Raw genomic sequence first — 20,687 nt, 5'->3', positions numbered from 1 at the left:
GGAAGTATCGCTTCTCTTTTAATGCTATTTTTGATTGTATGTTATTAAAAAGTAGTACCTTTGCACCCTCAAATCATATATATGCAAAATATTAGAAATATTGCGATTATCGCGCACGTAGACCACGGTAAGACTACCCTTGTAGATAAGATGCTGCTTGCCGGACAACTCTTCAGAGGGAATCAATCAGCAGGAGAACTTATTCTCGATAATAATGATCTGGAGCGTGAGCGTGGAATCACTATCCTATCCAAGAACGTTTCCATCAATTATAAAGGAACAAAGATCAATATAATAGATACTCCCGGACACGCCGACTTCGGAGGTGAGGTAGAACGGGTATTGAATATGGCTGACGGTTGTTTGTTGTTGGTCGATGCCTTTGAGGGGCCTATGCCGCAAACGCGTTTTGTTTTACAGAAAGCTATTCAGATGGGACTGAAACCGATTGTGGTTATCAATAAAGTAGATAAACCGAATTGCCGTCCTGATGAAGTACATGAAATGGTTTTTGACCTTATGTTCAGTCTGGACGCTTCTGAGGAACAGTTAGATTTCCCTACCATATATGGTTCGGCCAAACAAGGGTGGATGTCTGATGATTGGCGTAAACCCACCGAAGATATCGCCCCGCTTCTCGATGCTATTGTAAAGCATATACCTGCCCCCGAAATTTTGGAAGGTACCCCGCAAATGCTGATTACATCGCTCGATTACTCCAAATATGTAGGACGTATAGCTGTAGGACGTGTTCATCGTGGCGAATTGAAAGAGAATATGGATGTTTCTCTTTGCAAAAGGGATGGGAGCATAATTAAGACTAAGATAAAAGAAATAAATACATTTGAAGGACTGGGACGTACAAAAGTCCCTGTTGTTCAATGCGGAGATATATGTGCCCTTGTAGGAATAGAGGGTTTCGAAATTGGAGATTCAATTGCTAGTATAGAAAATCCGGAGCCATTACCGACTATCGATATTGATGAGCCAACAATGTCAATGCTTTTCACAATCAATGATTCTCCTTTCTTCGGAAAGGATGGTAAGTTTGTGACATCGCGCCATATACATGACCGTCTGATGAGGGAACTTGACCGTAATCTGGCTTTGCGTGTAGAATCTACTGCAAGTGCCGATAGCTGGCTGGTATTCGGACGTGGTATCCTTCACTTATCTATCCTGATAGAGACAATGCGTCGCGAGGGATATGAATTACAGGTAGGACAACCAAAAGTAATTATAAAGGAAATAAACGGCGTTAAACATGAACCGGTAGAAGAGTTGACTATTAACCTTCCGGAGGAATACTCCAGTAAGATTATCGATCTGGTAACACGTCGCCGGGGTGAGCTGACAATGATGGGAAGTAAAAAAGATCGTGTGTATCTCGAATTTACCATACCGTCGAGAGGTATAATAGGGTTGAATAATACAGCTCTTACACTATCGGCAGGAGAAGCTGTTATAGCACATCGTTTTCTTGAATTCCAACCATGGAAGGGTGATATCGAAAAGCGTGCGAACGGATCTATTATTGCCAGCGAATCGGGCAATGCCTTTGCCTATGCCATAGATAAACTACAAGATCGGGGACGCTTCTTTGTTGAGCCACAAACGGATATTTATATGGGGCAAATTGTAGGTGAGCACAATAAGGATGGCGATCTGGTTGTGAATCTCACAAAATCTAAGAAATTAACAAATGTGCGTGCATCCGGTACAGATGATAAGGTACGATTGGCTCCAGCCATTATTTTTAGCCTTGAAGATGCTTTGGAATATATTAAGGAAGATGAATATGTAGAGGTTACTCCTAATTCTATCCGTTTGAGGAAGATATATCTTGATGAGAATGACCGTAAGCGTATGACAAAAAACGCCAATTAAGAATAAAACATTTTGATTCGATAAAACTAACTTATATATATTCTTCCGGCACAAAATTGTGCCGGAAGTTTTTTTTTGTATCCCTTATAGAGCCTCGAAAGCATGGTTCGTAAACTTTCTTCGAGTTTTCGGGCTTTTAATTTTGCCATCTAGGTAAAACGTAGTAATTTAGTTGTGCTTAGTGAGATTGCCCAATAAATATATCTTAGATTAATCTTATGGATGTAATAACAGAAGAATTAATTAGAGCGTTAAAGAGAAATACTACTGAAGATCAAAATACTGTAGATCTATTGATGAGTATCATTCCCTTGGGGAAGGAAGCTGCATACCGCAGACTCCGGGGTGAAATACCTTTCACATTAGATGAAGCCGTAAACATTTGCAGAAAAATGAACGTATCACTGGATCTCCTGATAGGGGTGAAACATGATAATACTTATGCTTTTCATCTGGGTGCTGTCTTTACCGAAGAACCTATGGCTGAGTATTGCCGTATGATGAGAGAGGTGACTGATGGAATAGAATATATAAAAAAAGATCCGGCATGTTTTCTGTATATGGCCTATAAAGCATTACCGCAAGAATTCTTATTCAAATATCAACTATTAGGGAAAGTATATCTTTATATTTTACTGTATCAGTTATATCCGCAATCTGTACCAAAGGAATTTTCAAAAGTTCAGATTCCGAATGAAGTTCATGTATTGCAAAAGAAAGCGATAACTGCAGTTCATCGTGTCAATTCAGTTCTGATTTTCGATAAGCATATTTTTACTGATTTTGTAGAGATTGTGAAATATTTTCAGAGCATGGAAATGATTTCTAATGACGAGACTGCACAGATAAAAAAGGAACTTCATATGATGCTGAACGACATGGAGAAATGTGCCATCTCGGGACTATCGTTATATGGAAAGAAGCTCGATATTTATATATCCCATATTTCTTTTGACTGTACTTATACCTATATGTCCGGGGCTGGTTATGAAGCTGGAGCAATAGGCTTGTATTGTGTCGATTTTCTGTCTTGCGACAATCCTGTAGTATGTGAGAACCACAAACGTTGGATAAAATCATTGATACGGTTTTCAACTTTAATCTCTGTATCTGGAGAACTGCAGAGAAATGAATATTTTTACTATCAACGTAGCATTGTAGATATGCTTTAAAAATCAGAGATTGAGGGATGTGAATAATATGCCCGACTTCCCTTTTTCTGATACAATATATAATAGTTCGTTGCTCTATATTAATGCCCTTAGATAGAAGTTCGGAGACTAAACTTATATATGCTTCACTAATTTATGGAACATGAAAAATATTATTAACATTTTCTTATTGCTTGTTTGCTATTTAACTAGCTCTCAAATTACAAATGCCCAATCCAGATGGATAACATCGACAGATGAAACCATAAATGAACCGAATACCTGGATTGCTTACCGAAAAGACGTATCGGTTGAGAAAGTACCTGCTGCAGTTATAGCCAGGATTGCCGTTGACAGTAAATACTGGCTTTGGATTAATGGAAAAATGGTTGTTTTTGAAGGGGGACTTAAACGTGGGCCTAACCCGATAGACACATACTATGACGAGGTGAATATAGCTCCTTTCCTTAAAAGCGGTGAAAATAAAATAGCCGTTCTTTTATGGTATTTTGGCAAAGACGGATTTTCTCATAAGAGTAGTGGTAAAGCAGGACTCATTTTTGATGCAAAATTGGGTACTCAGAATTTGGTAAGCGATGCTTCGTGGTTGTGCAAGAGACATCCTGCTTATGGTAATACGGGAGAACCTTTCCCTAATTATCGTCTGCCTGAGTCAAATATCCGTTTCGATGCGCGGGAGGATATTGATGATTGGCAAACAGCAGATTGCCAGAGCTTGTATGGCTTCGAAAATGCAGTTGAACTAGGTAATTGGGGGGATGCCCCATGGAATAACCTGATAAAAAGACCAATCCCATTCTGGAAGGATTTCGGTCTTAAAAAAGCTTCCAAACTGCAACGGGTAAAGGGTGTAGAACGTGATACGGTTATAGCTTGCCTTCCGTACAATATGCAGATGACGCCTATTGTAGATATTTCTGATAAAGATGGAGGTAATCTGATCTCTATTTTTACAGATCATATGGAGGCTGGCGGAGATATAAACCTGAGAGCTGAATATATCACAAAGAAAGGAAGTCAAAACTATGAATCACTTGGTTGGCTCAATGGACAAAAGATATACGTAACAGTACCGTCAGGTGTAAAGATAGATGGGGTAAGATACCGGGAAACCGGCTATGATACAGAAATGGAAGGGGCATTTTCATGTAGTGATACTTTTTATATGCGTTTTTGGGATAAAGCCCTTCGTACACTTTACATAAACATGCGGGATACATATTTCGATTGCCCAGATAGGGAGCGTGCTCAGTGGTGGGGTGATGTAGTGGTGCTTATGGGGCAGAGTTTCTATACATACTCACCTTCTACGCACTCATTAATGAGTAAAGCAATAAAAGAACTTGCCGCCTGGCAGAAAAATGACGGGACTCTGTTTTCTCCTATTCCGGCAGGAAATTACAACAGCGAACTTCCCGGACAAATGCTGGCTAGTATAGGATATTATGGTTTCTGGAATTACTATATGAATACCGGAGACAAAGAAACGATAAAAGCGGTTTACCCTGCCGTTAAAAAATATCTTTCATTATGGTCGCAGGACAATACAGGCTTAACGGATTTCCGTGCAGGAGGCTGGACTTGGGGCGATTGGGGTGATAACAAGGATATCCGATTGATATTTGCAGGATGGCATTACCTTGCATTGAAAGGAGCGGCCCTGATGGCTGATGAACTGGGGTTTGTTGATGATGCTGAGGGATACAGGGCTATTATGGATAGAGTGAAGGCAGGTTATAATTCATGTTGGAACGGATTGGAATACAGGCATCATGATTATAAGGATAGTACCGACGATCGTGTGCAGGCACTGGCTGTTATAGCGGGTATTGCTGACAGAACTAAATATCCGGATATAATTAAGCTGCTTAATACGCAATTTTATGCAAGTCCTTATATGGAGAAATATGTCATGGAAGCTCTGTTTATAATGGGAGAAGGTAAATATGCTATGGAGAGGACTAAGAATCGTTTCTCTAATATGGTGGATTACAAGGGGTATACTACTTTATTTGAAGGTTGGGATGTCGGCGGATATGGGGGCGGTAGCACAAATCATGCTTGGAGCGGAGGTGCTTTGACTGTGTTGGCTCAGTATCTTTGTGGTGTTTATCCGTTAGAGCCCGGATATAAAGTCTTTAAGATAGAGCCAAATCCGGCATCCCTCTCAGATGCATCTATTACAATACCATCTATAGCAGGCAAAATAAAATCCGGCTTTGTAAACACAGATAATGAATTTTTGTTAAAATTCTCCGTCCCTCATGGAACTCAGGCCGTCGTTTATCTGCCTGAAAGCCGTGACAAAACAATTACAGTAAATGGAAAGAAACTTTCCCTTGGACAATATAAGCCAAAAGAGATTTATAAACATCAAACAAAGCATACACTGGCTTTTCCGGCAGGTAATTATATACTGTCTGTGAAGAATTAGGAATAAGTCCCTTTTTCTGAAAGCATATTCTTGCTATCTTTACCTCAAAATAAAGTTTGGCATGCTATGATGACAGTGACTGTTGAGGAACGTACCCTGATAAATGAAATTATTCTAAAGAACCAAATATGTTATGTCGGTATGATTGATATTGATGGTATGCCATATGTTATACCGATGAACTTTGGTTATCAGAACGATATTATTTATCTGCATTCAGCTCAAGAGGGTGGTAGCATCAAGGCTTTGGAGAAGAATTCGAATGTATGCATAACTTTCTGCACAGAGCCTGTATTAACATATCAGAACAAGGAAGTAGCCTGTAGCTATAGGGTAAAAGGTAGTAGTGTTATATGTCGCGGTCGTGTTGTTTTCGAAGAGAATTTTGAAGAAAAGATAAAGGCATTGGATATCATAATGCAGCAATATACCGAAAGAAAATTTACGTATTCCATACCATCTGTAAATAATGTTCGGATATGGAAAGTTGAAATCGAAAGTGTTTCCACAAAGGTTTTTGGTGTTCCACATCCGAATTCACGTAACTATAAAGATAAGCCGGAGTTTTAGCCTGCTATTAATATAATAGATCGAAGTTTGTGAAAAACTTTAGAGGACATTAATGTCTTTGATAGATTTCTTTGCAGATAAGCACTTCTGTATAATATAATTCCCTCTGATGGGCCTTAGGCTGAAATCCAATATGGACAACTAGAATCAATATTATATAGGTCTTTAGAGTTTTGTCATTAGCAAGAACCTTTTATTCTTGTTTTGCTACGAAATTCCCCTTCTTCCCACTAAAGTATTGTCTAGTAACCAATGTATAAGATTTGTTACTAATCGGCTGATTATACTCTTATTTGTGAAGTATCTATAAAATGTTTGGTAATCCATACTTTAAGGCTTATGTTTATCTAAATCGCTAAAAATGAGCTCCGCTGTCTATGTAAAGATAATGCTCTATATCAGTAATTGTATAATATAAAGGATTTTCAACAATCCGTAAAAATTAAAATCATTACAAAATGAATGTACAAAACAAAGCTCCCTCAAAAGGGAGAGGACGCAGTATGAAAAAAATTGAACGTCTTACGCAGGAAGAAATCCTGAAGCAGATTTTAGACGATCATAAGAAAAGTCTGGGTAAGGTTGTATGTATTAAAATAGATGAAAGAACATCGATAGAAGTACCTGCCAGTATGTCGGAAGAAGACCGTGCAAAGCGAATAAAGAACTACTTGAAGAATTCGAACTTCAGACCTGTAAAGTAGAGCGTTTATAACACCTCCTATTCAGTATCAAGAGAGGGTCATTAAGCTGCATTTTATTAAGGAAAGAAAAACCCTATGGTTAAATTATATTAATCACGAAAGAAAAACATCAAAACATGTTTTACAACATAAAAATTCCATTATCTTTGTACTGTGTTTTTCATGGTATTAGATTTAAGGTTAACAATGAAGATTGGTTGTCGGGATGACAACCTTTTCTTTTTTATATATACAGACTTATTTTCTAATAAACGGCACAAAATAAGTGAGTTATACTAATGTAAAAGATGGGTTATATACCCTAAAAATCACTTTTTTGAAAACTTCCTATGATTTATAAACCCTAAAACCCACTTACCACTATTCGTTCATGTCGCAAAAAAATGTGGCAAAAAAAAGAACGTAATATAGACTCATTAAACCAACTAAAATGTTCTCAATCAACTTTAAAGGGGCACCAAACCCTAAGAACGAAAAACTGGTTAAAATTGAGGTGGTTTTTTACAGGTCTGGTTATTCTCGCGTGACAAAATCTTTGAAGGATGTCACAGGGTATTTAAAAGACTGGGATGATGCAACACAATCCTTCAAACCAAAGGACGACGAGCATCAGAAGAAAAACAAGATTTTATTCGAAATCAAAGAACAGTACGAACGAGTAGCTGTTGAGTGGGAAGCTAAAGGAATAGACTGGACGCCTGTCCAGTGGAAGTATTGTTTTAGTGCTTTGAATAAAAGTAACAAGGCAAACGAAACAAAAATGAAGTCCCTTTCACAGATGCTCGATTATCTCATCGAAAAATTTAACCAAAAAGAAAGGATAAAGAACGGTGAGATTGTGAAGAGCTCTTCTAACGTTAAGGAGTACGAGATACTTAAACGCGTACTTACAGAATTCACTACGAAAAAGTACAAAACGGCTTTGAATCGTATTTATTTTGCAGACATTGACTAAAAGTTACTTACAGACTTTGTCCAGTTTCTGCAACAGCGTGGGAAAAAGAAAGGCAATAATGGTGCAGTAAGCCATCGGGTGAGAAAATTAAGGGCAGTCTGCAATTATGGCATTAAGTTGAGTGTTCCGGGAGCTGACATACGGATATTCGACAACTTCAGCAAGTTTATGCAGCACGGTAAGTTTGAATCGAGGGCAGTGTCAACGGATATTATCAAAAAAATTGAAAATATTGACCGTTCACTGCTTACCAGGAATCAAAACTTTCACATCGACATTTTTCTTTTCAGTTTCTACTCAGGCGGTATTTCCAATATTGACCTGATAAACCTGACTAAGGACAGGATAAATGACGGCATAATAGAATATGAGCGCATGAAAGTCCCTAAAGATGCAATAGTGCCTCTGATCAATAAGGCTAAAGCTATTATCGATAAATATGAAGGTCTAAGTTATGGCAATTATGTATTCCCGATACTGACACATAAGCACCAGACAGAGGAGCAAAAAAGAAACCGTGTAGAAAGTTTCTCATACCGCTTAAATAATACACTAGAGAAAGTCTGCGAGATTATTGGGTATCCGGAAAAGATAACATGGTATTCAGCACGCGGCAGTTTTATTACAGCCTTGATAGATGCCGGTTATCCGGTTTCTCTTGTAGCTGTTCAGGCAGGAAATAGTGCTCAGATGATAGAAAAGCATTATTATAAGATGACTAAGCCAAATGAAGTGCGTCAAGCAAATGAGCAGACATTGAATTTCAGATAAGATGTTTTAAAAATAAATAAAAGGAGCTATCCACTTTTGTATAGCTCCAATATCTTTTAATAAATGCATATTATTTACCTGCATCGATAGACTTCTTGCGGAAGTCCTTTAAAGCTTTCTCTATTTCAAGTGACACTTTGCGTGCACGTTGGCCAGCGGCTTTATTTCCGTTTTCGATTTGTGACTCTGCATCTTTTGCAAATGCTTCGAAGTTTGTTTTTAATGTCTCTACTAAATTTTTCATTTTCTTTATTTTTAAAATTATGCGGACAAAGATAGCCCGATGTTTTTAACGTGCAAAATACTTGAATAATTTTGTCATTAGGACTAAGATTTGGCATCAATAAAGTTACTATATAATACATCTTTTTACGTCAACCAAGGATTCTTATTCGGGTCGTAGTCTGTTTGGAATGTGGCTAACTGCCAGTCTAAAACCGGCTTCTCTTCTTTATCCAGCTTTCTCGGTATTTGAGGATTTAGCTTAAGCTTTGCTGCATCCGAAAGCCACTTCATAGAATCTTCATAATCCCTGATTCGTACTACACTGATATTGTTTGGTGCAATTAGCTTAGTTAATTCATAGATTGCTAATCTTACCATATGCTTTTTTAGATTGTAATTTCGAGGATCATGTAATGATATATGTTTGCCTATCTCTACGATATCGGCATTTACGTCAATCTCAGGATAAAATACCTTACCACTGTACACTACATACTCATGATTCGATAGTTCATATTCATTATAATTCGATGTGTAATCCGCAATAGCCCCCCAGTTATCAGATTCGAATGGATTAATATTATTGTCAAAAGCAGCAAGTGAAAGTAATGCATAGAATACTCCATCAAACCGGACTACATCCCACACGTCATAATCTGTCGGTTGCCATTCTTCAAAATCGGCTTCTATCCAGCCTGTAGTTAAAGGAATCCGTATATCGTTAAATTTATATCCGTTTTCATGTAAACATTTAAATAAATCTCCATTATAGATAACAATATCTCCAGGATAGTATGTTTTAAATTGCGAATAACATGGGGTTTTCTCAACTATTAGATTTAAGTCTGTATGCTCTTCCCAGAACAAAATATCAGAAGGTGTTTTGAATCCGCTTATGGAGCGTATTACTTCATATATTTGTCCATCCACATAGATATGAGCACCTACGGGATATGTGATTTGACTTTCATATTCTGCAATATATTTCCCTTTAGCTAATTCTTTCTCTATCTCAAAATTTTCGCTTAGGTATTCTGTAATACTCATCTCTGCGGATTCCTCGGCCTGAATAAAACGATTTTGATTTCCTCGTGTCATCTGGTCTAAAGCTTCCTGTGAGATTATTCCTAAATAATCATTGTTGGTTAAGAACCTTCTATACATAACATAATAAATTATTTATAGAAGAATAGTCTTAAAGGAGGCTCAATGATTAAGGGATAAAGAATAATATTATAACAGATCAGTAGAAAGCCCTGCAAAAATGCTTTGCAGGACTGGAACCAGCAATTTTATAAATGTCGTAACACTTATTTCTTCGCTACCTATCCGTCGCTTCCGATTTTAAACATAGGAACTAATTATTTAGTTTGTTTAATTCATCAGACAATATTAATAGCTGAGATGTAAAATGTTTATGATTGATGTTTTTAAAAAGCTCCGCACTAACTTCATCTATTCTTTGTTTCACTGAAATATAAAAGTTTTTCCCGGCTTGTGTCAGATTTACCTTAACAGTACGTGTATTTACAAGTCCTCTTTGTCTTTTTATAAATTTTCTCTGTTCTAAATTTTTTAATATGGTTGATGTTGTCATCGGATTTTTATGGGCTTTTTCGGCCAAGTCTATTTGTATAATCTCTTCCTTATTATCAGAAAAATGGCATATTGCAACCAATATATCATATTGAGCCATCGTGAGGTCGAATTCATCCAATATCTCTGTTTTCTTTCTTGTTAGTAACGTGATGATTTCCCACAGTAGATCATCAACCTGAGCAAACTTTTTTTCTGAAATACTTACATCTCTCATATGAATTAAATTTTATTATTATAAATCCGTTTATCTTGGAAACAAAAAAACTGCACGACATGATTCATTATTGCGTTAATAAATTTTCTAAAATAGAGTACATGAAATATGTTTTGTATTTGATGATATTTTAGTTCACTATTATATATAATCGCTAAGGGCATAAGAATCTTTATTAAGATGATATTAATTAAACAGATAATAGAACTATAGAGGAAGACTTTGAAAAATAACTCTCACAATAGAAAATAAGGGATTAGCTGATAGGTAGCTAATTGGAAAAATTAGCTAAAATTGACCCCATCCCGCCAATCCAAATTGCCCCCCATGTAACAATCTAAACTGACCCCTTGGTTGCAGTTTAAATTGACCCCGTGAAAGAAGAGTAAAACAGAAGCTTGTCAATTTTGTTTTAAAGTGTTAAAATTTTTGTTACTTAAAAGCTGAGCAACAAAAATTTATCATCATGTCAAACAAAACCATTAGTATGTTAAAACTACGACAAGTAATCCGTCTTTACAATCAAGGCAAAGGCACCAAAGCCATTGCCGGCATGTTGTTTATCTCACGCAACACCATCAAGAAGTACCTGCACATTTTCCTTAGTTCGGGTCTTAGCTACGATGCCTTTTCAGCGATGAGCGACCTGGAGTTATCCCAGAAGTTTCTGGTGGCTACCCATCCGGAGAAAAGTCAGCGCCAGATAGACCTGGAGGCTCTGCTTCCGGGTATATGCAGGGAGCTCAAACGTAAGGGAGTCACCAAAGAGATGCTCTACAGGCAGTATATAGAGAAGTATCCTGAAGGTTACGGTATCTCCCGCTTCTGCGGTTTTATCCGTCTGTATTTAGCTCAGCATCGTCCGGTCATGCATATTGAGCATAAAGCCGGTGATAAGATGTACATTGACTTTACAGGACAAAAACTCCACCTGGATAATGGAGATGGTACCAAGACCGAAGTAGAAGTCTTTGTAGCCATTTTGGGCTGCAGCCAGCTAACCTATGTGGAAGCTGTAGCCAGCCAGAAGAAGGAAGACCTGATACGGGTTTGTGAGAACTCGCTGATTTATTTTGAGGGAGTACCTTTGGTTGTTGTGCCCGATAACCTGCGAGCAGCCGTAATCAAGGGCAGTAAATATGAAGCGGTACTCAACGAGTCCTTCGCCTGCTTTGCCGAACATTACTCGATGACCGTCCTTCCGGCAAGAGCCTATAAACCGCGAGACAAGTCCCTGGTCGAAGGTGCGGTAAAGCTGATATATAAAACAATCTTTACCAAGCTGGACAAGCGTATCTTCTATGATTTAAGTTCATTAAATGCTGCTATCAGGGTCGCCCTGGAGATACACAACAACACTCCTATGTATAAACGGGAATACAGCCGCCGTCAGCAGTTCGAGGAGATTGAGCGTGATGTGTTGCAGGACCTGAACCCGATCCGTTATGAGTTAAAGGAACAGGCTCAACTAACCGTCTGGAAGAACGGATATATACGTTTAGGAGTGGATACCCATTATTACAGTGTACCCTATAAATACATCGGTAAAACAGTCAAAGTCCTTTACTCATCGCAGTCAGTAGAGGTTTACTACCGTCATGAGCTTATAGCCCAGCATGTGCGTAACAGGCGTAAATACCAATATACGACCAACACCGAACACCTGGCCTCCCAACATCAGTTCCTGACCGAGTGGTCTGCCGAGAAGTTCATCTCCCAGGCTATGGATATACATGAGGATGTGGCAGAGTACATCGCCAAATTACTGGAGGAAAAAACATACCCTGAGCAGGCCTACAAGTCTTGTTCGGGCATACTGAGTTTCTCCAGGCGGGTGGGTAACGAACGGCTGATAGATGCCTGCCGCTGCGCCCAATCCTTCGGGCAATACGGTTACAGAGTAATAGAAGAGATCCTGAACAAGCGCCTGGACAGGTTAAAGCTTGAGGATGAAGCTGCACGCATACCCAACCATAAAAATATCAGAGGTAAAGATTATTATCAGTAAACATTTAAACCAAAAATAAATCATGAACAATCAAACATTGGACAAGTTACGCCAGATGCGTTTATTTGGCATGTATGAAGCTTTTAGGACTAATCTGGAAGGCTCCATTAAAGAGACATTAACACCCGACCAGTTCATCGCCATGCTGGTAAACAGTGAATGGGATGACCGTAAGAACAAGTCTATATCCAGGCTTATTAAACTGGCTAACTTCCGCTACAAAGCATCGCTGGAACAACTGGATTACTCTGTAGAAAGGGGACTCGATAAGAATGAAGTACACAGGCTGGCCTCTTTGGATTTTATAAAGGAACACAAGGATCTGTTTATTACAGGCAGTACAGGAACAGGCAAAAGCTATCTGGCATCAGCATTGGGCTTTCATGCCTGTCAGATGGGATACAGAGTACTATATGCTTCAACAGCCAAGTTGATGGGACAGCTTAAACTGGCTAAAGCTAAAGGTACTAACCTGACAGAACTTAAAAGAATAGAGAGAACAGACCTGCTTATTTTGGATGATTTTGGCTTACAACCTTTTGACTCCCAGGCAAGAGTTACCCTGCTGGATATTATAGAAGACAGGCATGGTAAAAGGTCTACTCTGATTACATCTCAGATACCAGTCAAGGAATGGTATGATATTATAGGGGAGAAAACTATTGCTGATGCTGTTCTGGACAGGATAGTACATCAATCACTGAGGGTAGAGTTACATGGAGAGTCGCTCAGACGTAAAAAATCTAATCAGGAATGTTTATATTTGTGAAATTTAATTAGTGAAAACCGACAAAAATGATGGCTTTTTACAAACAAAATATGACTGCTTTTTTTACTCCTAAACAAAAACTTTCCAAGGGGTCAATTTAGATTGGCGGATGGGGGGCTCTTTTACTGTTATTTCCAGGTAGAGGTAGTTCATCTTTTGGGAGGACAGATAAGACGAATTGATAACGCCGAGCTTTTCTGTGAAACTTCCGTTTTCAGGAAAATAAGGTATGATATGTAAGTCAAATGCCCACTTTTCATCCTGCAAGGTTAAAAACTCGTCTATCACCCTTACATTGCTGTGTTCACCATATACATGGCAATAACCTCTTATGGCTTCCTGGTTTACCTTGTCGTGATTTCCATTAGCCAAAATAACAAGGATACCCAGCTTGCCTGCATTCAGAAAAGCATCATATACAGCCAACAACACATCCAGCGTTTGAGAAGACCTCGATTGAAACAGGTCGCCGCCAAGAATAATATGGCTAACGCATCTTGCCTTACAGAGATCCAAAGCCTCGTCCCAGTTGATATTGAATTCGGATATGTTATCTTTTGATATGTGCATATCATTGAGTAATAATGCACATAGGGTTTCCATCTTGTTCATATGCACGTAAGATTAATTTAAGGAGCGCAGCCAATAAAACCACGCTCCAAAAATCACAATTAAATTTATAAGAATGAATTCAGATTATCTTCTGCGACGTCCTGTATTAGGGTCTTCCGGTTCGGGTTCATCAGCCCCGGATTCATTACCCGGATTCTGTTTCTCTTCTTCAGTGTTTTGAAGGGCTTCCTCAATTAAATCGAGAAGCTCGGAGTTTGTTGTCGAACGGGTAACATGTACCGGTAAACCTTCCTGTTCAATGAACGCACGTATTTGAGCACGCAGTTCCTGACCTTCTTCAGTTTTGTCTCCGAGAGATTGGCTTTGCAGTTCATCGTATTTATTGACAAGCACATCAATAGACAACTCATTCTCATCGGCATTTTCTTTGGAGTCTTTGGCGCGTTTATCGAAAGAAAATGTACTTTTGTCATCCTTTGGAATGTCCAGCTTCATTTTCTCGATAACCTTTATCATTTCGTCTGTCTCCATAATATGAAGATCATACTTGGCATCACATTGTTTTAAGAATTCCAATGTTGCCTCGAAATGATAACGCGAATAGCGATAGACTACTTCAGGAATACGGGGGGCTGATAACAACTTGTTCAGTTCGTCGAGATTTAGTGCATCATTGTCTGCCTCATTATCGATCCCAATAATATATTCAGTTTTCCCACCGTTTTTCTTTTTCTCTATTTCAACAGGATAAGCGTTGTAAACAGAAGAGATCGGGCAAGGATAATTGGGGTTTTTATCCAGTTTCTTTTGCCACAGTTTCATGCGTCTTTCGTTCAGGTCGCAATACTGGGCATGTGACAGGTACAGGAGTTGTAAGCTTTTTGCCCTTTCATGCATGTCCAGGATATAGAGGGCATGTTCATAGTTAAATTTCAGGCCTCCGCCATAGGAACCTCCTTTAATCTTATCTGCAAGTTTTTCGTCACCGTTCTCAGTGGAAACATCAACCGCAAGTTTACGGTAGGTATCAATCAGGTCTGTTTCATAGCCTGCTTGCGTAGCCCTCGGAACACTCACGTACACAAAGGATGGTTTGTTGCCGGTAGACGGTTTTTCTAATTCCATTAAAAGGTGATGCACCGGGATACGGAAACTTTTACGATCCAGTGTACCATCTGCATTCGGAGCCAAAGGCATTACCCGTAAACGGTAAGTTCCGAGTTTATCCATCCGGAAAAATTCTGTTTTGTTGAATGAGGTGCTTTCCTCAATAGCTTGTCGTTGTGCTTCCTCGTAAGACACCTGGGATTTCAGGAAAATTTCTTCCACCGACATTTCGTTCGTGCCGGGAGCTTCATTTTTTTGTTCTTCTTGCATAGTGAATATTGCGATGATTAATTATTGCCGAAGTAGTCTAAACAACAACAAACAGGTTCGGATTCCACTGTTTGTTTATCAGCTTATAATCTTTGGAGGATTTTAATCACTCGCACATGCCCTGGACAGGGCTCAAATGAATCGTATTATAAATCCTTTGATAGGAATTTATGCAAAAATAAATCCAAATTCCATTACTTCCAAATAATTTAAAATCCTCTTTGTGTCAGATATTTTAAATCATTAATAAACAGACGTTAATATACAACTTTTAATAATTCTTTTTACTTCCAATAATTTCTTGTAATATGCATGGTAAGAAACTGTTCCGGTTTTGTTCAATATAATAAAGCTATTTTTCAACTAATTCGTAATTGACACTTCACCCAGCTTGGTCTGTTTCTTTAAATACACCCTTATGGATCAGATCCAGAATATCTCTTAACACAGATTGGTGGGACTTTCTTTTCAGTTGTTATACTTCGTTATCCGATGTGGAATCCATCATATATGCCTTTTGCGAAGCGAGATGAAAGTATGCCGGTTTGGGTCTTCCGCGGCTATGAATTGGTGAAAGAGTTGTTTTGGGTTAAGATAATAATAATTCAGGTTTGGTATTGATCGCGAACCGATATTTGTCTCCTCTGTAAAGGGAATATTCTATTTCTACTATTTTACCTTTTCCAACAGTACATATTCCATTTAAGATAAACATAGCTAACGGTATTTCATTTTCGAAAAAGTTATTCAGGGTATCTGGATATTGGACTGTTGTCCCTATCGTCCGTTGAACATTTTCTATCTGCAGATTGTATTTGTCTTCATAAAGTTGAAATAAAGAGGATTTATCAAGATCTTGTAAATGTATTTTTTTACATATGGTCATTGAAACATATTTTGTCTCATCTTTCATTAATATATCATTAGCATATCTTAGCCGATGTAATTTAAGAACTGGCCCTTCTATTGAATAGTTACGACCATTGACGTTTGTAGAAATACCATTTTCAAGAATAACTTTCTCCATCATTAAATTCCGGGGAGTTAGGCCTTCTTTTATCAAATTATTACTGAAACTATCTTTCATTGTGTCAAACGATCCAAGTATACGCGTTAAGTGCATATCTTCAGACCGATTGACAACAAAGGTTCCTTTGCCTTTGAGCCGTAATACGTAACCTTTTAATTCGATTTCCAATAGTATTTTTCGTGCAGTAGTATTGCTTATTTTATATTTTTTAATTAATTCATTTTCAGACAGAATCTTGTCTCCCGGTTGTAGATATCCGGATTCTATTTCAGATATTATATCTTTACTAATCTCAAGATATTTCGCTATTTTTTTTTTCATGATTTTTTTGATTATCTATTTGTCTATAAACAGTAAATATAACAAAAGTAGTAGAAAAAAACAAAGAATATTTTTATATCAAAATTTTATTTATATTTTTACAGTCTATTCTTAGTGCGTTAACCATTTATATCATGAAACTGAAAACAACATATTTTTGGATAATCATCGTAATGCTTTTATTAGCAACAGCTTTAAGTTATATGGATAGGCAAGTGTTGTCTATATCAATAATAAGAATCAAAGAGGATTTAGGTATAACAGATGTTGAATATGGTTTTATCAATTCGGGTTTTTTAGTTAGCTATGCGTTAATGTTTTCTCTTTCAGGAATATTTATGGATAGATTTGGTAGTCGCAAAGGGCTGTCATATTCTGTTGGATTTTGGTCTTTTGCAACGTTACTCCATGGATTTGCGACAAAAGCTTTTCATTTTGGGTTCTTTCGATTCTTATTAGGAGTCGGTGAAGGAGGTTGTTTCCCTGGTGCAGTTAAAGCTGTGCAAGAATGTGCTCCCGAGAATAAACAAGCCATTGGCGTTGGTATTGCTATCGGTGGGTCTGCCATTGGTTCAGTCATCGCATTGCCATTATGTGCATATCTCCTCAATTATGCTGATTGGCGGTACATATTTTTTGGTTGTGGTCTCTTTGGATTGATTTGGGTTTTAGCGTGGTATTTGCTAACTCGCGACAAACTTTATTACAAATATAGTCAGGGAAAAGTTCAAGAAAAAGGAGGTAATTCTTTTAGCTGGAAAGAGTTGAAAAGTTCGATGAAATCAAAAGAGGCCAAAGTATATATAATCATGCGTTTCCTGCTTGATCCTATCTTTTACTTTTATATGTTCTGGATACCGAAATACCTAAGCGACGATCGGGGATTAAGTCTGGATGTTATCGGATACATTACCTGGATACCATTTTTGGCTCTAGGGATAGCCAATGTTCTTGGAGGAGTATTTTCAGATGTTATTTACAATAAGACTAAAAAACTCAGTTACTCAAGGAGATTGGTTATGGGAATTGCCGCGGTGTTGACTGTGCCGGTATTTTTTATTAGTTGGATTGAATCTACAACAATTGTTATTGTAGTCATGTCTCTTGCATTTTTTGCACATGGTTTATGGATTACGAATTACATAACATGCATAGGTGACACATTTGGTAAAAAATCTACATCGACTATTGTCGGTCTGTCAGGCTCTGCAGGAGCAATATCATCGCTTATAATCAATCCTCTTACAGGCTATATTATTACTTATTCTTACACTGTATTATGGATATATGCCGGATTAATGTATCCGATAGCATTTATAATATTTGTCTTGTTTATACCAAAAATAAAATTGAAAATATAATTTTTTTTCAAAAAAAACTTAGTGCGTTAACTTAAAAACAGAGAGCATGAATGAAGTTGTAAAAGAAGAGAAAGTCTTAGAACAGACATTGAATTCTCAAATGAAATTACATCATCCACAAACTGCCAATATAGGAGTCTTTGGTATTGGATATGATGTTTATTGGAGTCAATTTGAGGGATTGTTAGACGAAATGATGGAAAAACTGGAAGTCTTTATAAAAAAGATACCAGATGACATATGTGTCCAAAACTTTGGAATGATAGATTCTCCGGAAAAAGCATATGAAGTAGTGAAAAATATGAAGGCAAGCAATGTCGACCTCTTATTCTGCGATATGCTGACTTACGGTACATCGGGCACTTTTGCTACGATTGCGAGAAATATAAATGTGCCGATAGTCCTTGTGGCACTACAACCTCTTGAAGCAATGGATTACACCAAAGCATCAACCTATATGCAATTAATGAATGATGACATATGTGCACTCCCTGAATTTACAGGAGTAGCATTACGTCTTGGAAAAAAGGCACCATATACGATTATTGGAACACTGTATGATGATAGCCTTGTAGATAATGAAATAAACGAGTACTGTAAGATTGCAAAAGTATTGCATGATTTAAAGAATGCACAGTTAGGACACATCGGACATCCTCTTAATTCAATGCTCGATATGCATACTGACCCCACAATGTTAACGTCTTTTTTTGGATGTCATATCGTAGCATGCGAACCGAATCAACTAATGGCATGCTATGAGGATGTAAAAGAAAAAGATATTTCCGAAAAAGAAGAGCAAATATTAAATTTCTTCGATACCCCTGATCCAGAATCAGACCCAATTGCGATTAAATTAAAGAAAGAAGATTTGTTTATCGCTGCAAAGGTAAGCGTTGCACTTGAAAATTTCATTGCGAAACACAGACTGGATGGATTAGCCTATTATTACGATGGAGCGGCCAACAGTGAGTTGCGTCGGGTAATGTCTAATTTGATCGTTGGAAACTCTCTTCTTACAGCCCGACATATCCCTATGTGTGGAGAATCGGATCTGAAGACATTAATTGCTCTTATGATAATGGACAGATTAGATATCGGTGGCAGTTTTGCTGAATTTCATCCGGTCGATTTCAAGGAGGGTTTCGTTCTTGTCGGTCATGACGGACCACATAATATATCTATTGCAGATGGGAAGCCGGTATTGCGAAGCCTGAAGAAATATCATGGAAAACCAGGGTATGGAGCCGGAGTGGAATTTAAAATAAAGGAAGGTCCTATAACCATACTATCTATAAATTCAACTTACAACGGGAAGTTTAAATTTGTTATAGCAGAAGGAGAATCTGTCAGTGGCCCGATACCACCAACCGGAAATACAAATACACGTGGTTTCTTTGGATCAGATATAAGGAGTTTTCTCAAGAAATGGGTAAACGAGGGCCCTACACATCACTTTGCCTTAGGTATTGGACACCATGCATCGACAATTGCTAAAATAGCCAATATCTTGAATATTGAATATGCAATAGTTCATAAGGATTAAAGGACCGTTGCTCTTTTTAGTGTGAAAATAGCAATTTGTTATTCTCAATTGGTTCTAAATTTAAAATTAGCTGAATATGAAAAATGCCATATTAAGAGAGCTAACGCCCTTATCTAAGGAAGACTGTTTTACTATCTTTTCACGGATAAAAAAAGAATTTACATATCCTATTCATACGCATATCGAATATGAGCTCAATTATATTGAGAATGCAAAAGGGGCTAGACGAGTTGTTGGAGACAGTATAGAGAGTATAGATGACATGGAATTAACTCTTATTACTGGCTCGAACTTAAGCCATGCATGGCTAAATGGTAAATGTAGAACGAAGGAAATAAAAGAAATAACAATTCAATTTCATCCCGATTTGATAGATAAAGATCTATTGCAAAGAAATCAGTTCAAATCAATGAAGGTATTGTTTGAGAATGCAAAAAAAGGTGTTACATTCTCGAAAGATACTATTCTAAAAGTAAGAAGCAGATTGTTAGACCTAGCAAGTAGACGTGATGGAGGGCATTCTGTTTTGAATTTATTCTCTATTCTGTATGATTTATCCTTATCCACCAACATTATTATTTTATCAAGTTCTTCTTTTGCTGACTATGATTTTTCTTCCGACTCGATAAATATCGATAAAGTATACAAATATTTACAGGATAATTATAATAAACCGTTACGGCACAAAAATGTTGCTGGTCTTTTGAATATGTCAGAAACAGCTTTTAGCCGTTTTGTAAAAAGATCTACAGGAGGACGCAATTATGTCGATTTACTTAATGATATACGTTTAGGATATGCATGCCGTATGCTTATTGACACTACAAACAATGTTGCTGAAATATGTTTTGCTTGCGGCTTTAATAATCTGTCAAACTTTAATAGAGTATTCAGGAAGAAGAAAAATTGTACCCCTAGCGAATTTCGCGAAAATTATCAAGGTACACGGATCTTGTTGTAATCCTATGAAATCCTCGACTGTGCTATAACTGATTGAAAATAAAAACATTGTTTGACGATTTTCTAAAGGAAAGATTGTTTTTCCAATATGCTGGTGATTTACAATGGATTATATACATATACGCCCTTCTCTGTAGCCGCAATAAAATACCAATAATAGGATAAAAACTACTTGATTGTAGATGCTATTACCAAGTATATTTGTACAATG

At 37.5% G+C, this 20,687-nt stretch carries 18 protein-coding genes; 12 read left to right on the top strand and 6 right to left on the bottom strand.

Annotated features, from left to right (window positions below; all coding sequences use genetic code 11):
• The first annotated feature begins 81 nt into the window (after positions 1-81).
• From typA to QZL88_RS06665, 7 genes are all read left to right on the top strand, one after another.
• Positions 82-1,887, top strand: a complete 1,806-nt coding sequence (typA, locus tag QZL88_RS06695; protein ID WP_296939394.1) for a translational GTPase TypA — start codon at positions 82-84, stop codon at positions 1,885-1,887.
• A 218-nt stretch (positions 1,888-2,105) separates the two neighbouring features.
• Positions 2,106-3,059: a helix-turn-helix domain-containing protein gene (locus tag QZL88_RS06690; RefSeq protein ID WP_296939392.1), complete on the top strand. Its 954-nt coding sequence runs from the start codon at positions 2,106-2,108 to the stop codon at positions 3,057-3,059.
• 142 nt (positions 3,060-3,201) lie between these two features.
• On the top strand, positions 3,202-5,493 hold the full coding sequence (locus tag QZL88_RS06685; protein ID WP_296939390.1) for an alpha-L-rhamnosidase C-terminal domain-containing protein: 2,292 nt from the start codon (positions 3,202-3,204) through the stop codon (positions 5,491-5,493).
• A gap of 66 nt (positions 5,494-5,559) precedes the next feature.
• A complete protein-coding gene (locus QZL88_RS06680; RefSeq protein ID WP_296939388.1) occupies positions 5,560-6,063 on the top strand; it encodes a pyridoxamine 5'-phosphate oxidase family protein in 504 nt (167 codons plus the stop codon).
• Between the two features lie 503 nt (positions 6,064-6,566).
• Positions 6,567-6,767, top strand: coding sequence for a hypothetical protein (locus QZL88_RS06675; RefSeq protein ID WP_296939386.1), 201 nt, complete (start codon positions 6,567-6,569; stop codon positions 6,765-6,767).
• Between the two features lie 430 nt (positions 6,768-7,197).
• Entirely contained in the window at positions 7,198-7,722 is a 525-nt protein-coding gene (locus tag QZL88_RS06670) for a hypothetical protein (RefSeq protein WP_296939384.1), read from the top strand.
• A gap of 78 nt (positions 7,723-7,800) precedes the next feature.
• Positions 7,801-8,493: a hypothetical protein gene (locus tag QZL88_RS06665; protein WP_296939382.1), complete on the top strand. Its 693-nt coding sequence runs from the start codon at positions 7,801-7,803 to the stop codon at positions 8,491-8,493.
• 70 nt (positions 8,494-8,563) lie between these two features.
• Here the strand turns inward: QZL88_RS06665 and QZL88_RS06660 are convergent, their stop codons facing one another.
• From QZL88_RS06660 to QZL88_RS06650, 3 genes are all read right to left on the bottom strand, one after another.
• A complete protein-coding gene (locus QZL88_RS06660) occupies positions 8,564-8,737 on the bottom strand; it encodes a histone H1 (protein ID WP_296939380.1) in 174 nt (57 codons plus the stop codon).
• A 125-nt stretch (positions 8,738-8,862) separates the two neighbouring features.
• Positions 8,863-9,882 (bottom strand): hypothetical protein, encoded by a 1,020-nt coding sequence (locus QZL88_RS06655; RefSeq protein ID WP_296939378.1) that lies wholly within the window; start codon positions 9,880-9,882, stop codon positions 8,863-8,865.
• A 193-nt stretch (positions 9,883-10,075) separates the two neighbouring features.
• The gene (locus tag QZL88_RS06650; RefSeq protein ID WP_296939376.1) at positions 10,076-10,531 is read right to left on the bottom strand and encodes a MarR family transcriptional regulator; all 456 of its coding nucleotides are present in this window, start codon (positions 10,529-10,531) and stop codon (positions 10,076-10,078) included.
• A gap of 487 nt (positions 10,532-11,018) precedes the next feature.
• On the opposite strand from QZL88_RS06650, the gene istA reads away from it, so the two are divergent.
• Both istA and istB read left to right on the top strand, forming a co-directional pair.
• Positions 11,019-12,539, top strand: coding sequence for an IS21 family transposase (istA, locus tag QZL88_RS06645; protein ID WP_296939373.1), 1,521 nt, complete (start codon positions 11,019-11,021; stop codon positions 12,537-12,539).
• Positions 12,540-12,561: 22 nt separating this feature from the next.
• Entirely contained in the window at positions 12,562-13,308 is a 747-nt protein-coding gene (gene istB / locus QZL88_RS06640; RefSeq protein WP_296939371.1) for an IS21-like element helper ATPase IstB, read from the top strand.
• 69 nt (positions 13,309-13,377) lie between these two features.
• On the opposite strand, the gene QZL88_RS06635 is transcribed toward istB, so the two are convergent.
• From QZL88_RS06635 to QZL88_RS06625, 3 genes are all read right to left on the bottom strand, one after another.
• Positions 13,378-13,920 carry a metallophosphoesterase gene (locus QZL88_RS06635; RefSeq protein WP_296939368.1) on the bottom strand — a complete coding sequence of 181 codons (543 nt, stop codon included), beginning with the start codon at positions 13,918-13,920 and terminating at the stop codon, positions 13,378-13,380.
• Between the two features lie 84 nt (positions 13,921-14,004).
• Positions 14,005-15,258 carry a hypothetical protein gene (locus QZL88_RS06630; protein WP_296939366.1) on the bottom strand — a complete coding sequence of 418 codons (1,254 nt, stop codon included), beginning with the start codon at positions 15,256-15,258 and terminating at the stop codon, positions 14,005-14,007.
• Positions 15,259-15,847: 589 nt separating this feature from the next.
• On the bottom strand, positions 15,848-16,609 hold the full coding sequence (locus QZL88_RS06625) for a GntR family transcriptional regulator (protein ID WP_296939364.1): 762 nt from the start codon (positions 16,607-16,609) through the stop codon (positions 15,848-15,850).
• 134 nt (positions 16,610-16,743) lie between these two features.
• Between QZL88_RS06625 and QZL88_RS06620 the strand changes: the two genes are divergently transcribed.
• From QZL88_RS06620 to QZL88_RS06610, 3 genes are all read left to right on the top strand, one after another.
• Positions 16,744-17,970 carry an MFS transporter gene (locus QZL88_RS06620; RefSeq protein ID WP_296939362.1) on the top strand — a complete coding sequence of 409 codons (1,227 nt, stop codon included), beginning with the start codon at positions 16,744-16,746 and terminating at the stop codon, positions 17,968-17,970.
• 46 nt (positions 17,971-18,016) lie between these two features.
• Positions 18,017-19,516 carry an L-fucose/L-arabinose isomerase family protein gene (locus tag QZL88_RS06615; RefSeq protein ID WP_296939360.1) on the top strand — a complete coding sequence of 500 codons (1,500 nt, stop codon included), beginning with the start codon at positions 18,017-18,019 and terminating at the stop codon, positions 19,514-19,516.
• A 76-nt stretch (positions 19,517-19,592) separates the two neighbouring features.
• Positions 19,593-20,477 carry an AraC family transcriptional regulator gene (locus QZL88_RS06610; protein ID WP_296939359.1) on the top strand — a complete coding sequence of 295 codons (885 nt, stop codon included), beginning with the start codon at positions 19,593-19,595 and terminating at the stop codon, positions 20,475-20,477.
• Positions 20,478-20,687 lie beyond the last annotated feature (210 nt).

The organism is uncultured Dysgonomonas sp., from assembly GCF_900079725.1.
GTDB lineage: Bacteria > Bacteroidota > Bacteroidia > Bacteroidales > Dysgonomonadaceae > Dysgonomonas.
Note: the sequence above shows the minus strand (reverse complement) of the source record. Positions and strands in the feature narration are given on the sequence as shown.